Raw genomic sequence first — 13662 nt, 5'->3', positions numbered from 1 at the left:
AAGGAAGAGCATTGCCCTTCCTTTCAACCAATTCTTAATCTGTGTAACAAACAGCTTTAGCTGCTTTTACGATATCCTCTGCGCTAACAACTGCTGCTTTTTCAAGGTTGTTAGCGTATGGAAGCGGTACATCAACACTGTTCACTCGTGTAACCGGCGCATCCAGATAATCGAACGCCTGCTCCATAAGCTGTGCAGAAACATCGCTTGCTACAGAACACTGTGGCCAACCTTCTTCCGCAACAACGCAGCGGTTTGTTTTCTTCACACTTTCAATCAGCGTATCAAGATCAAGGGGGCGAATTGTACGGAGATCAATCACTTCTGCGCTGATACCTTCTTCAGCCAGCATTTCAGCCGCCTTGATGGCTTCACCAACCGTGATTGAGTATGAAACGATTGTTACGTCTGTACCTTCAGTGAAAATACGAGCCTTACCGATCGGCGCTGTATAATCAGGCAAATCAGGAACATCGAATGTTTCACCATACATCAGCTCGTTCTCAAGGAATACCACCGGGTTCGGATCCTGAATTGCCGCTTTTAGAAGCGCTTTATTATCACGTGCGTCATACGGCGCAATAACCTTGAGACCAGGAACATTCGCATACCATGCCGCATAGTTTTGGCTGTGCTGAGCGCCTACACGGGACGCCGCACCGTTCGGGCCGCGGAATACGATAGGACATTCAACAACACCGCCAGACATATACCGTGTTTTTGCCGCTGAGTTGATGATGTGATCAATCGCCTGCATAGCGAAATTGAACGTCATGAACTCAATCACTGGCTTAAGGCCGGCAAACGCTGCGCCAGCACCAAGACCAGCAAAGCCGTGTTCTGTAATCGGTGTATCAATTACCCTATCTGGGCCAAATTCATCTAGAAGGCCTTGAGTAACCTTATAGGCACCCTGATATTCAGCAACTTCTTCACCCATAACGAACACGTCTGGGTCTTTGCGCATTTCTTCAGCCATAGCATCACGAAGGCTCTCGCGAACTGTCTGGTTGATCATTGCTGTACCTTCAGGAATTTCAGGATCTTCAGCTACTGCTACGGCAACTGGGCCAGCTGGTGCCACGAAAACCTCTTCCTGAGCAGGTACAGTAGCTGTAACCGTTGGTGCCAGAGCAGCAGCGCCGCCCGCTGCAACGCTGGCAACATCTTCATCTTCTTCAGCAAGCATGGCGATGAGTGTGCCAACAGCCACATCTTCAGCGCCTTCTTCAATGTAAATTTTAGCGACTGTACCTTCATCAACCGCTTCAACTTCCATCGTAGCTTTATCAGTTTCGATTTCAGCGATTACATCACCGCTTTCAATTGTATCGCCTTCTTTCACAAGCCATTTTGCTAGTGTGCCTTTCTCCATCGTTGGGGAAAGTGCAGGCATAGTAATTTCAATAGCCATTATTCAAAACCCCTTAAGCAAGCACATCAGTGTATAGTTCAGAAAGATCAGGCTCTGGGCATTCCTGAGCGAACGCTGCTGCTTCAGCAACAACTGCTTTCACTTCTTTATCAATGCCTTTCAGTGCCGCTTCATCCATAATACCTGCATCAAGAATCATGTTCTTGATCTGATCAATAGCATCATGATCAGAACGCATTTTTTGCACTTCTTCCTTAGAGCGGTATTTCGCTGGATCAGACATTGAGTGGCCACGATAGCGATATGTTTTCATCTCAAGGATATATGGACCTTTGCCTTCACGGCAGTGCTTTACAGCTTTGTCCATAGCGGCGCGAACAGCCAGTACGTTCATACCATCAACTTGCTCGCCAGGAATACGGAAGCTTTCACCGCGGCGATACAGCTCAATTTCAGAGCTAGAACGGCTTACACTTGTCCCCATCGCATATTGGTTGTTTTCAATGATATAAATCACCGGGAGGTTCCAGATCTGAGCCATATTGAAGCTCTCGTAAACCTGCCCCTGGTTCGCGGCACCGTCACCAAAGTAAGCAACACCAACATTGTCAGTTTTCTTGTATTTAGCAGCAAACGCGAGACCTGTACCAAGAGAAACCTGTGCACCTACAATACCATGGCCACCGTAGAAACCATTCTCAGGGTCAAACATATGCATCGAACCGCCCTTACCCTTAGAGCAGCCACCTGAGCGACCAGTAAGTTCAGCCATAACAGCTTTAGCATCTGTACCCGCAACAAGCATATGACCATGCTCGCGGTAACCAGTGATAACGCTATCGCCTTTTTTCAATGCTGTTTGAACACCAACAACCACGGCTTCCTGACCAATATAGAGGTGACAGAAACCACCAATAAGGCCCATACCGTACATTTGACCCGCTTTTTCCTCAAAGCGACGGATCAACAACATGTCTTTATAAAAATCAACTAGCTCATCATTGGTAGGTTTATAGAGAGCTGTTTTACTGCTGCGGCGTTTTGGGGAGGCTGCAGCTTTTGTAGATGTCTTTTTTGTAGTCATTTAGACCTTCCTGAGAAAGGAAATAGGAGAATACCTATCGAACTTCACTTCGTCACAATAGATAACCCTCTAGAAGGTCTTTTGCAAGGGGGTATAAGTTACTGAAATATATAGATTTTACTTAATTAACTTATTTTTAGTTAATTAATGTATTCAATTATTCTAGAAACAGAATAACTTCATCCTGATGTGCAAAGCCAAGACGCGCCCTCACCTGTTCTTCAAGAAGATCAGGATCAACCGTTTGACCGCCCATTTTCTCTGTACGCATTTCCAAAGCATAACGAACAGCGGCAATATCTTGTGCCTGCTGCTTAAGTGCAAATTCCTGCTGCTCAAGCTCTTTCAGTGCAGACAAGGAACTCTCGCCTTGAAATGCATGAATTGCAAAATAAGCAATCAGGAAAAACCATAAACCGGTAGCCCAGGCTTGGCTGATATTCTTTGATATGTGCATGATCTTCTTCATAAACGAATCATCTCATAAGCGACTCGGGCATGCAAGAAAAAAATCAATAAATTCAAAGGTTTTTTGATAAAAAAATGCCACTAGATTCGCAAGTGATTCTAGTGGCAGCATTTTTTAAAATCTAAGCCTATTTTCTTAGAATTGATGTACCGGCATAAACAGCCGTATCACCAAGCTCTTCCTCAATACGAATAAGCTGATTATATTTAGCGAGACGATCAGAACGTGCAAGTGATCCTGTTTTGATCTGACCACAGTTAAGCGCTACCGCCAAATCAGCAATCGTTGCATCTTCTGTTTCGCCAGAACGGTGCGACATCACAGAAGTGTAGCGAGCGCGGTGCGCCATATCTACAGCCTTCATTGTTTCACTTAGCGTACCAATCTGGTTCACCTTCACAAGGATAGAATTGCCAACACCTTGCTCAATACCATCAGCAAGACGCGCAGGATTTGTTACAAACAAATCATCACCAACCAGCTGACATTTATCACCAACCATATCGGTCAGGATCTTCCAGCCTTCCCAGTCATCTTCGTCCATACCATCTTCGATGGAAATAATTGGATAACGCGCAACTAGATCTGCCCAGTATTCAGCCATTTCCTGGCTTGTGAGTGTCTTACCCTCACCTTTCAGGTTATAGGTACCATCCTTATAGAATTCGCTAGATGCGGCATCAATCGCCAGATAAACATCCTCACCAGCTTTGTAGCCAGCGCTCTCAATCGCTTCCATAATGAATTTAATGGCATCTTCGGAACCAGCAAGATTTGGTGCAAAACCACCTTCATCCCCAACAGCCGTATTATGGCCCGCAGCACTTAACTTTGCCTTAAGTTCGTGGAAAATCTCAGCACCAATACGAATAGCATCTGTACAGCTATCGGTATTTACCGGCATGATCATAAATTCTTGAACATCGATAGGGTTATCTGCATGTTCACCACCGTTGATGATATTCATCATTGGCACAGGCATAACATGTGCGTTTGCACCGCCGATATAGCGGTATAATGGAACACCAAGGCTATCAGCGCTCGCTTTTGCAATCGCAAGAGAAATACCAAGAATAGCATTTGCCCCCAAGCGGCTCTTATTTTCAGTACCGTCGATTTCCATCATGGCTTGGTCGATCATCAACTGATCTTCACTGTCCAGACCAACAAGCGCCTCAAACAGTTCACCATTTACGGCTTCAACAGCTTTTTGAACCCCCTTACCGCGGTAGCGACCACCGCCATCACGCAATTCCACCGCCTCATACGCGCCAGTAGAAGCACCAGAAGGTACTGCAGCGCGGCCAAAGCCGCCGTCTTCAAGAATAACATCAACTTCAACAGTTGGGTTGCCGCGACTATCCAGAATTTCGCGACCTACAATATCAATAATTGCACTCATGGAGATTTCCTTAATGCTCAAAAGAGAAAAGGGGTAAACAGATGCGGGTTAAATACCCACATTCCGCCAAAATCGCAAGTATTGAGAAGAATCCAGTGTAGATTTAACTGGTTATAGCTGCCAATGGTCTTCTAACGCATAGAAAAGTGTGCGTAACCGTTCAAGCTGCATGGGGCCAATATTATCGCCAAGACCTTTTTGTGATAACTCAATTTGTGCCTTAAGAGCAGCAAGGTCCAAGCGTTTTTCATCCGTATTAGGCTGAAGCTGGAAGCGAAGCTCGGCTTCCCCCAAAAGAGCATCAAGCCGCGGCGATGACCATATCACAAATTGCTGAGAGAATTTCCTGAGATCAAGTAGCGCATCATTCAAACGACGCCACTCCAGCCCCTGCCCGATTGTATCCAACTCCTTAAGCCGAAGATACAGCTGAGAATGAGCAACTTCTTTACCTCGCTGCACTGCTACAGCGCGCGAAGCTGCGAAATACTCAGCAGCCTTTTCAAAACTGCCAGCTTCAGTACTTGCGGAAGCCGCCTCTGTTAGAAGTTGAATACGAATAGATGGCTCCGTCCCGGGAGGCTGACTTTGAAGTGCAAACTGCCAAGCCGCAACTGCCTTTTGAAGCTTACCTGAGGCGTAAAGGCTCCTTGCACGTAACAGGCTAAAGCGTGCCATCAAGATATGATCGTCAGGGTAATATTTGCCGAACTCTCGCCAAGCACGCTCAATGTCGGTTGATAGTTTTTTCAGGGTGACAGGATTGTTTTCGCCTGAATGCTGCACAACCAATTCAGTTACTACATTTAATGCTTCAATAGATTTTTCTTTGTCTTTATCTGCACTTACACCCCAACTAATGCAAATGGACAATAATATCGCAACAACTAATCTCAGCATTCTTTTACCCTCTGTAGATATCGCTATCATAGGAACCTAGGCTTTATAATGCAAAAAGGAGGCCTAAAAGCCTCCTTTTAAAGAAATAATTTTGTCTTAATACTTAAACCAGACGGCTCTGCTTTAGTGCTGCTTCAATGAAGCTTGCAAATAGCGGATGCGGATCAAATGGTTTCGACTTAAGTTCAGGGTGGAACTGTACGCCAATATACCAAGGATGATCCGGAAGCTCGATAATTTCAGGAAGTTCACCATCCGGTGACATACCCGAAAATAGCACGCCTGCTTCTTCTAACTGCGTAACATAACCAATATTCACCTCGTAGCGGTGACGGTGACGTTCCTCAATTTCAGTTTTGCCGTAAATCTCAGCTACCTTAGAGCCTTCTTTCAGAACAGCAGGATATGCACCAAGGCGCATTGTGCCGCCAAGATCTGTGTCTTCGGTACGCTGCTCAACACTACCGTCTTCACGCACCCACTCAGTGATTAAGCCTACTAGCGGATTAGCTTGTTCGCCAAACTCTGTAGAACCGGCATCTTTTACACCCGCCATATTACGCGCTGCTTCAACAGTTGCCATCTGCATACCCAGACAAATACCAAAGTAAGGTACATTGTGCTCACGTGCGAATTTAGCAGCTGCGATTTTACCCTCTGTTCCACGCTTACCAAAACCGCCTGGCACAAGGATAGCGTTCACATTCTCAAGTTTTTCCATCGCATCTTCACTTTCGAAGATTTCAGATTCGAACCACTTGATATTTACTTTCACACGATTTGCGATACCGCCGTGGATAATCGCTTCGTTTAGTGACTTATAAGCATCTGGCAGGCCGGTATATTTTCCAACAACAGCAACCGTTACCTCACCTTCAGGCTTTTTGATACGGTCAACAATATCTTCCCAACGAGATAGATCTGGTTTTTCTGAATGCGCGAGACCAAAAGCCTTTAATACTTCATTATCAAGACCTTCTTTATGGTAAGAGATCGGCACTTCATAGATTGTGCTTACGTCAAGCGCTGGAATAACGGCTGTTTCTGCTACGTTGCAGTAAAGTGACATCTTACGACGGTCGCTATCCGGGATCGGATGCTCAGAACGACAAACGAGAATATCTGGCTGGATACCAATAGAACGAAGGTCCCGCACACTATGCTGTGTAGGTTTAGTTTTCAACTCACCCGCCGCAGCAAGATAAGGCACAAGTGTTAGGTGTGTGAAAATTGAACGGCCACGACCAAGTTCAATAGATAGCTGACGAATAGCTTCCATAAATGGAGCTGCTTCGATATCACCCGCGGTACCGCCAATTTCACAAAGCATGAAATCAATACCGTCCTGCTCTGCAAGGGCAAAATCCTTAATGGCATCTGTTACATGCGGGATAACTTGTACTGTACCACCCAGATAATCACCACGACGCTCTTTTTGAATGATCTGCGAATAGATACGGCCAGATGTCACATTATCGCTCTGGCGTGAGGCAACGCCAGTGAAACGCTCATAGTGGCCAAGATCAAGGTCGGTTTCTGCGCCATCATCAGTTACAAATACTTCACCGTGCTGGTATGGGCTCATTGTTCCTGGATCAACGTTCAGATACGGATCCAGCTTACGCAAACGAACGGAATAACCACGTGCTTGAAGCAACGCGCCCAAAGATGCAGAAAGCAAACCTTTTCCAAGTGAACTTACCACACCACCAGTAATGAAAATATAGCGTGTCATATCGCCTCTCTTAAACAACACTTTATGTCCGCCAAGCACTGGCAGACAGATGAATTACGCTTCTACAAAAAGAGAAACGGGGGCTCTTGGCCCCCGCTTTAAAGTCTCTTTGTCTTACCCGCCGTTTGGAACGGTAGGTATTTCAGGGAGTTGGTCAGCTGGTTTTTCAACCGGCTGTTCTTCAGCCGCTTCCACCACCGCATCAGCTTCACTTTGCTTATTAGCTGCATACCAGCCAAGAAGTAGTGAATTTGCTAAAAATACGATTGCCAACCATTTTGTTGTTTTAGTCAACAGATCGCCCGCGCCACGCGCAGTCATCATACCACCTTGACCGCCGCCAATACCAAGTGCGCCACCTTCAGAACGCTGAAGAAGAATTGTAACTACAAGCGCAAGTGCAACAATCAAATGGATGCTCAGCAAAACTGTTTGCATTAACCTGTCCTAAAACATTTAAACTGACGTAAAGCAGGATACATAATATCCAACCTGTTTCAAAGCGGGGTTTCTAAACCAAAGCAACCCCGCTTGCCAAGTATTATTTTACGATCTGTACGCGTCAATAATACCGTTGAAGTCAGAAGCCTTTAAACTAGCGCCTCCCACAAGGGCACCATTTACATTATCCGCCGCCATTAACTCATCAGCATTTGATGGCTTAACTGAACCACCATATAAAATACGGAACTCTTTGCCAGCTTCACCGAATCGCTCAACAAGAGCGCCGCGGATTGCTGTATGAGTTTCAGCTACGTCAGCAACTGTAGGCGTTTTACCAGTACCGATGGCCCAAACTGGCTCATAGGCAATCACGGTATTTGTTGGTGCGGCGCTATCAGGTACAGAAACCAGAAGCTGCCCAAGAACCACTGTTTCAGTTTGCCCCGCATCGCGTTCTTCTTCTGTTTCGCCAACACATACAATAGCCGAAAGACCTTCGCCATGAATAGCTGCAGCTTTCGCATTAATCGTATCACTGGTTTCTTCGTGATCTGCACGGCGCTCAGAGTGACCAACAATAATATACTCAGCACCAATGTCCTTCAACATTTCAGCAGAGATATCACCTGTATGAGCACCAGATTTATTAAAATGGCAATCCTGAGCACCAACCTTCACATTTCCTCCAGCTTTTACGGCCATAGCCGCTACAAGCGTAAATGGTGGACAAATCAATAACTCACAAGAGGCTTCTGCCTGTTCTTTAACAAAAGTTTCCAGCGCTTCAAATTCTGCTAAACTGGAAGAAAGCCCGTTCATCTTCCAGTTTCCGGCGACCAGTGGTGTAGGTGTAGTCATTGGGGTCTCTCTTAATATATTTATTGGTTATTATGATTTTCTGCTGCTTAACAAATATATTCCCATTTCACCAGCCCTAGCACACTTAAAATTCAACTGTTTTTGTTATTCTCATTAAGAGAGTTGCGGCTTTTGATAAGCATGCTTATGATGCGCGCCCTATGTGGCATACACATAGTGTATAAATTATATTGATGTTATCGACAGGAGCTGGGCAAATGCTGCTCAAATTTCGTGGTGGGTTGGATTCCATTGTTATTAAAATTCTTCTTGGTCTTTTGATCGCTGCCTTCGCTATCTGGGGTATCGGCCCAAGTATGTTGAACGTTGGAAACCAAAATGTAGCAACTGTTGGTGAAACAGATGTTTCCGCTCAACGTCTATTCAACGAAGTTCAAAATCGTGCACAAACGATGCAGCAACAGTTTGGTGGACAGTTTAGCTCTAATGAAATCATCACTATGATGCGCCTTGATGATCAGGTCTTGCAGCAACTTATTGCTCAAGCTGCTGTTACGCAGCACATGAAAGATCTGGGCATGCGCGCGACAAATGAACAGGTAGCCAAAGAGCTTCTGGCGATTGATGCCTTTACCCTTCCCGATGGTAGTTTTAACCGTGACTTGATGGATCAAGCGCTCCGTCAAGCCGGCGTAACTGAGCAAGAACTGCTTAATGATATTCGTGATGGCATTTCTCGTGGTTACCTGCTCAATAGTCTAACTAATGAAAAAATGGCGACTTCAAATGCTGCCAAAGCGCTATACACTTGGCGCGCAGAACGCCGTAAAGCTACGATGATTAACTTCAATGCTGAAGATATCACTGACTTTTCAGCACCGACAGATGAAGAGCTTCAGCAATATTATGAAGATAATAAAGCAGGATATATGACACCGGAGCGCCGCTCTTATCGTTATATCCTTGCAACACCAAATACATTTGCTGACCATGTAGAAGTTAATGATGAGGCTCTTCAGCAAGATTATAATGCCCGCATTAATGAATTCGTGCAGCCTGAGAAGCGCAAACTTCAACAAGTAACTTTTAGTGATGAAGCCGCAGCCAATGCGTTTCTCGCTGTTGTAAACGCAGGTACAGACTTTGTTGAGGCTGGAGCCTCTGTTACAGAGTTTACTGCCGAAGAAATTAACCTTGGTGAATTTACCAAAGAAGACCTTGCATCATTCTATAACCCAACAACCGCTGAAGAAGTATTCACTTTGTCGGACCAAGGCGTAAGCCGCCCTCTCCAGGGTATTGGTGGCTATAGCATTTATAAAGTTTCAGAAGTTGTTCCTGCTAACTCCCGTTCTTTTGAAGACGTAAAAGCAGAACTCGCTGAGACTTACCAAAAAGAACGCGCGATTGATTTGATGTATGATTTCCAGAAAGATCTGGATATCGAACTGGACGAAGAACCAAACCTTGATGCCCTCGCAGAAAAGTTTGGTCTCAACTTGGCTCAAGTAACAAACATTGACGCTCGTGGTTTGGGTGAAAACGGCTTAGCAGCTGTAACAACCGCTGAAGAATATGCTGTTCTTTCAGACATTACAAAACGCGAACTTGGCGATGAACCAGAAATCATGGATATTGATCCTCGTGATAGTGACAAAGGTATCTTCCTTGCGGAATTAACTGAGATAAAAGCTCCTGAGCAGCGCTCCTTTGAAGATATGAAAGCTGAAATCAACACAACAATGATTGCGGCTCGTAAACTGGAAAAGGCTGGTGAACTAGCGGAACAGGCGAAAGCTCGTCTTGAACAAGGTGATGATGCGATCAAGGTTGCTGAAGAGCTTAACGGTATTTCCTTTGACGCTAAGAATGTAGCTCGTACTGCTGACGCTAATTCTAACCTCTCACAAAATATCCGTACGCTAATTTTTGACCTACCAAAGGGTCAGATTGATTTTGAACGCTCTGCGGGTAACGCAGGCTATGTTGTGGTTCGAGTTGATGAAGTGCGCCCAGGAAACCCTGAGGAACGCCCTACACAAGTAGCAGCTATTGTTACTGAGCTAAACGCTGCGATGACAAATGAGATTTTTGCACAGTATCAGGCTTATCTGCTCAACGAATATAAACCAACTGTGAACAATCAACTGAAACAACAGCTGTTCAACGACCAACCAATTCAGTAAATGTTTAGGCATGTCTGATTTTAAAAAACGATACAATGATGGCCAGCCACAAGTAGTGTTCAACACTCTTGTGGCTGATCTTGATACACCGGTTTCTGCTTATATTAAGCTTTCCCAAAATGTAAAACACAGCTTCCTTCTTGAATCCGTAGAGGGCGGCGAAACACGTGGTCGTTATTCTATTATCGGCCTTAAACCCGACCTTATCTGGCGAAACGATGGCTCAGATACTGAGGTTTGTAGAAATGCAGACGAACCGGGTGAAAACACGTTTGAACCAATGCAAGGGCACCCCCTTCAATGCCTACGTGAAATTTTGGCAGAAAGCCTTATTGACCTACCACATCCCCTGCCCCCAATGGCCGCTGGCCTCGTTGGCCATATGGGATATGACATGGTACGCCAGATGGAAGATATCGGCACCGCCAAACCCGATCCACTTGGTATGTCTACCTCCATCTTTGTTCGCCCAACGGTTATGGCGGTGTTTGATAGTGTTACAAACCTTGTAACGTTAGTTACACCGGTACGCCCGAAAAATGGTATTTCCGCGGATGAGGCATTAGCACGAGCGGAAGCACGTATTGATGCAATGTTGGACCGCCTTGATGCACCACTTCCTCTCATGGCAAATGGTGCTGACATTTCTGAACAAGACGCTGTTTCTAATACCAGCCGAGATCAATTCCATGAAATGGTAGCGAAGGCTCAGGAATATATTCTAGCAGGTGATATATTTCAGGTAGTTCTCAGCCAGCGTTTTACCATGCCGTTTGAGTTGCCTCCATTTGCACTATACCGTGCACTCCGTAGAACAAATCCATCACCATTTATGTATCATCTGGCTTTTGATGATTTCGCAATTGTAGGTTCAAGCCCAGAAATCCTCGTAAGATTACGGGATGAGGAAGTAACCATTCGGCCCATCGCCGGCACGCGGAAACGCGGCATGACGCCGGAAGAAGATGATACTTTGGCAGCTGACCTGCTAGCAGATCAGAAAGAACTTTCAGAGCATTTGATGCTTCTGGATTTAGGCCGTAATGACGTTGGCCGCGTTTCTAAGCCTGGTTCAGTAGAGGTAACTTCCCGCAACACTATCGAACTCTATTCTCACGTAATGCATATTGTTTCCAATGTGGTGGGTGTACTTGACCCTAAATATGATGCAATTGATGCCCTATCTGCTGGCTTCCCTGCCGGTACAGTTTCAGGCGCACCAAAAGTTCGTGCCATGGAAATCATTGACGAGCTTGAAGTTGATGCTCGAGGCCCCTACGCCGGCAGTGTTGGTTACTTTAGCGCCAACGGCATGATGGACACATGTATTGTTCTTAGAACGGCAGTTGTAAAAGACGGCAAAATGCATGTGCAAGCAGGCGCTGGTGTTGTAGCAGACAGTGATCCTGAATCTGAATATCAAGAATGCCATAATAAAGCGCGTGCACTGGTAGTAGCTGCAAAAGAAGCTATCAGGTTTGCTCGCTCCAATCGCGGCTAAAAATAAACACTAATTAAATTTTGTGGAGGTGTCCGCTAGATGCGCGACACCTTCTTTTTCAGCTATCAACTGGCTGACTGGCACCAGCGCAATTCCTCGCTGTTCAATATCTGCCGTCCACCGTTTTAATACAGCCATGGTTTCAGGATATGGATGACCAATAACCACAGCATATCCTCTATGTTTAGCGATACGTTCAGCTCTCAGCATCTGTTCCCAGATTAACTGTTCATCTCTATCGTTATCCAGGAAAACATCACGGGCAATCGTAGGTACGCCACTCGCTTTTGCAGCTCTTTCTGCTACTGTTTTTGGTGATGTGAGGCTATCTAAAAACACCCAACCACCATTTTGAAGATGCGCCATAACGCGAACCATGAGAGCCGGATCTTCAGTAAGCTTACTGCCCATATGATTATTTACACCAACAAATCCTTCGAATTGATGCAAATTCCAATCTATTCGACGTTCAAATTCCTGTAATACCAAACCATCAATCAGGGCGTTTGGGCCCGGATCAGCGGCTGCATTATGAGGCTGCATAGGTAGGTGCACCATAAGCTCATGCCCTGCCTTTCTAACCGCTTCCGTTTGCCATTTTAATCCTTCTGCATACGGCAAATAAGCAAGGGTTAGAGGTCCTTTAAGTTCAGCAAGTTTTATGCTGGCTTCTTCATCTAGGCCCAAATCATCAATAACAATGGCAATTTTGGGTAAATTGGTCTCTGTCCAAACTGCCGCATTCTGCCGCCAGGCAGATTTTGAGGGCACCTCCCGTGTCTCTGGCAAACCTTGTTCAGGTTTAACCTCAGGTAACGATGGGACTGTAATTTGAATGGAGCTGCTGGCTTGCTCTATAATTGGTTGAGCAACCTTTTCTTCAATTTCAACGGCCTCTTGCCCATTTTGAAGGATGTCAACCATCGCATAAACAATAGCTAGCACTACACAGGCATAAAAAAAACCAGCAATCATGCCAAGTTTTCTGCGTTTTTCTGTATCCGTGAAAACAGAAGTAATTTTGGCTATATATGAAAAACTCTGCAACTTCACGGAAACTCACTTCTTTGTTTAGTATTTTTATGCCTTATAGTGTTCTCTGGCATTGACTTTCCAGATGAAAAAAGCATTGTCCAAACTTTGTTATGAATCAGCGGACTATCCCAATGTATATCTTGATCGATAATTACGACAGCTTTACTTACAATTTGTATCATTATCTAACCGATCTTGGTGCTGAAATTGAAGTGCACCGTAATGATCAGATCACCGTTGAAGAAGTTCTGGAGAAAGAGCCAGAAGGCATCATCCTCAGCCCAGGTCCATGCACACCGAATGAAGCAGGTATATGCATGGCCTTGATTGATGCTGTTAAAGGCAAAACTCCACTGTTAGGGGTCTGCCTTGGTCATCAATCGCTTGGACAGATTTTTGGAGGCGAAGTGAAACGCGCTCCTTATGTTATGCACGGCAAAACAAGCCCTATTTCTCATGACGGCACAGGCATCTTCAAGGATATCCCATCTCCTTACACTGCAACACGCTATCACTCCCTACTTGTAGAAAGAGAAACGCTTCCAGATTGCCTTCAAATCACTGCCGAAACTGAAGATGGTTTGATTATGGGGCTTCAGCACAAAGAATATTCTCTTCACGGTGTACAGTTCCACCCGGAAAGTATAGCGTCTGAACACGGGCATACACTACTCAAGAACTTCCTTGATATCTGTAAAGCAGAGGCTTGATC

Annotated in this window: 12 protein-coding genes; 3 read left to right on the top strand and 9 right to left on the bottom strand. The window is 45.3% G+C overall.

Features of this window, described 5'->3' with window-relative positions:
* Positions 1-34: 34 nt before the first annotated feature.
* From MF542_RS16425 to tpiA, 8 genes are all read right to left on the bottom strand, one after another.
* Positions 35-1414, bottom strand: a complete 1380-nt coding sequence (locus tag MF542_RS16425) for a pyruvate dehydrogenase complex E1 component subunit beta (RefSeq protein ID WP_247021463.1) — start codon at positions 1412-1414, stop codon at positions 35-37.
* A 13-nt stretch (positions 1415-1427) separates the two neighbouring features.
* Entirely contained in the window at positions 1428-2459 is a 1032-nt protein-coding gene (gene pdhA, locus MF542_RS16420; RefSeq protein ID WP_247021461.1) for a pyruvate dehydrogenase (acetyl-transferring) E1 component subunit alpha, read from the bottom strand.
* A 157-nt stretch (positions 2460-2616) separates the two neighbouring features.
* Positions 2617-2928: an FtsB family cell division protein gene (locus MF542_RS16415; protein ID WP_247021459.1), complete on the bottom strand. Its 312-nt coding sequence runs from the start codon at positions 2926-2928 to the stop codon at positions 2617-2619.
* Positions 2929-3055: 127 nt separating this feature from the next.
* Positions 3056-4330, bottom strand: coding sequence for a phosphopyruvate hydratase (eno, locus tag MF542_RS16410; protein ID WP_247021457.1), 1275 nt, complete (start codon positions 4328-4330; stop codon positions 3056-3058).
* A gap of 111 nt (positions 4331-4441) precedes the next feature.
* Positions 4442-5230, bottom strand: coding sequence for a hypothetical protein (locus MF542_RS16405; protein ID WP_247021455.1), 789 nt, complete (start codon positions 5228-5230; stop codon positions 4442-4444).
* Between the two features lie 103 nt (positions 5231-5333).
* Positions 5334-6965, bottom strand: coding sequence for a CTP synthase (pyrG, locus tag MF542_RS16400; RefSeq protein ID WP_247021453.1), 1632 nt, complete (start codon positions 6963-6965; stop codon positions 5334-5336).
* Between the two features lie 114 nt (positions 6966-7079).
* Positions 7080-7403 carry a preprotein translocase subunit SecG gene (gene secG, locus MF542_RS16395; protein ID WP_247021451.1) on the bottom strand — a complete coding sequence of 108 codons (324 nt, stop codon included), beginning with the start codon at positions 7401-7403 and terminating at the stop codon, positions 7080-7082.
* A 108-nt stretch (positions 7404-7511) separates the two neighbouring features.
* Entirely contained in the window at positions 7512-8267 is a 756-nt protein-coding gene (gene tpiA / locus MF542_RS16390; protein WP_247021449.1) for a triose-phosphate isomerase, read from the bottom strand.
* 218 nt (positions 8268-8485) lie between these two features.
* Here tpiA and MF542_RS16385 point away from each other — a divergent pair, with 218 nt between their 5' ends.
* Complete coding sequence (locus MF542_RS16385) at positions 8486-10414, top strand: SurA N-terminal domain-containing protein (RefSeq protein WP_247021447.1); 1929 nt, start codon at positions 8486-8488, stop codon at positions 10412-10414.
* A 10-nt stretch (positions 10415-10424) separates the two neighbouring features.
* Positions 10425-11915 carry an anthranilate synthase component I gene (gene trpE, locus MF542_RS16380; protein ID WP_247021445.1) on the top strand — a complete coding sequence of 497 codons (1491 nt, stop codon included), beginning with the start codon at positions 10425-10427 and terminating at the stop codon, positions 11913-11915.
* A 9-nt stretch (positions 11916-11924) separates the two neighbouring features.
* On the opposite strand, the gene MF542_RS16375 is transcribed toward trpE, so the two are convergent.
* Positions 11925-12968, bottom strand: a complete 1044-nt coding sequence (locus MF542_RS16375; protein ID WP_247021443.1) for a divergent polysaccharide deacetylase family protein — start codon at positions 12966-12968, stop codon at positions 11925-11927.
* A 113-nt stretch (positions 12969-13081) separates the two neighbouring features.
* Here MF542_RS16375 and MF542_RS16370 point away from each other — a divergent pair, with 113 nt between their 5' ends.
* Entirely contained in the window at positions 13082-13660 is a 579-nt protein-coding gene (locus tag MF542_RS16370) for an anthranilate synthase component II (RefSeq protein ID WP_247021441.1), read from the top strand.
* Positions 13661-13662: the final 2 nt, after the last annotated feature.

The organism is Kordiimonas laminariae (assembly GCF_023008165.1).
GTDB lineage: Bacteria > Pseudomonadota > Alphaproteobacteria > Sphingomonadales > Kordiimonadaceae > Kordiimonas > Kordiimonas laminariae.
The sequence above is the reverse complement of the archived record's forward strand: the minus strand, read 5'-3'. Positions and strand labels throughout refer to the sequence as shown.

Bases quoted from the DNA above. Each gene is read 5' to 3' on its own strand.
- tpiA (WP_247021449.1), bottom strand. From the start codon at position 8,267: ATGACTACACCTACACCACTGGTCGCCGGAAACTGGAAGATGAACGGG.
- MF542_RS16385 (WP_247021447.1), top strand. From the start codon at position 8,486: ATGCTGCTCAAATTTCGTGGTGGGTTGGATTCCATTGTTATTAAAATT.
- eno (WP_247021457.1), bottom strand. From the start codon at position 4,330: ATGAGTGCAATTATTGATATTGTAGGTCGCGAAATTCTGGATAGTCGC.
- MF542_RS16415 (WP_247021459.1), bottom strand. From the start codon at position 2,928: ATGAAGAAGATCATGCACATATCAAAGAATATCAGCCAAGCCTGGGCT.
- MF542_RS16370 (WP_247021441.1), top strand. From the start codon at position 13,082: ATGTATATCTTGATCGATAATTACGACAGCTTTACTTACAATTTGTAT.
- MF542_RS16425 (WP_247021463.1), bottom strand. From the start codon at position 1,414: ATGGCTATTGAAATTACTATGCCTGCACTTTCCCCAACGATGGAGAAA.
- pyrG (WP_247021453.1), bottom strand. From the start codon at position 6,965: ATGACACGCTATATTTTCATTACTGGTGGTGTGGTAAGTTCACTTGGA.
- secG (WP_247021451.1), bottom strand. From the start codon at position 7,403: ATGCAAACAGTTTTGCTGAGCATCCATTTGATTGTTGCACTTGCGCTT.
- pdhA (WP_247021461.1), bottom strand. From the start codon at position 2,459: ATGACTACAAAAAAGACATCTACAAAAGCTGCAGCCTCCCCAAAACGC.
- trpE (WP_247021445.1), top strand. From the start codon at position 10,425: ATGTCTGATTTTAAAAAACGATACAATGATGGCCAGCCACAAGTAGTG.
- MF542_RS16405 (WP_247021455.1), bottom strand. From the start codon at position 5,230: ATGCTGAGATTAGTTGTTGCGATATTATTGTCCATTTGCATTAGTTGG.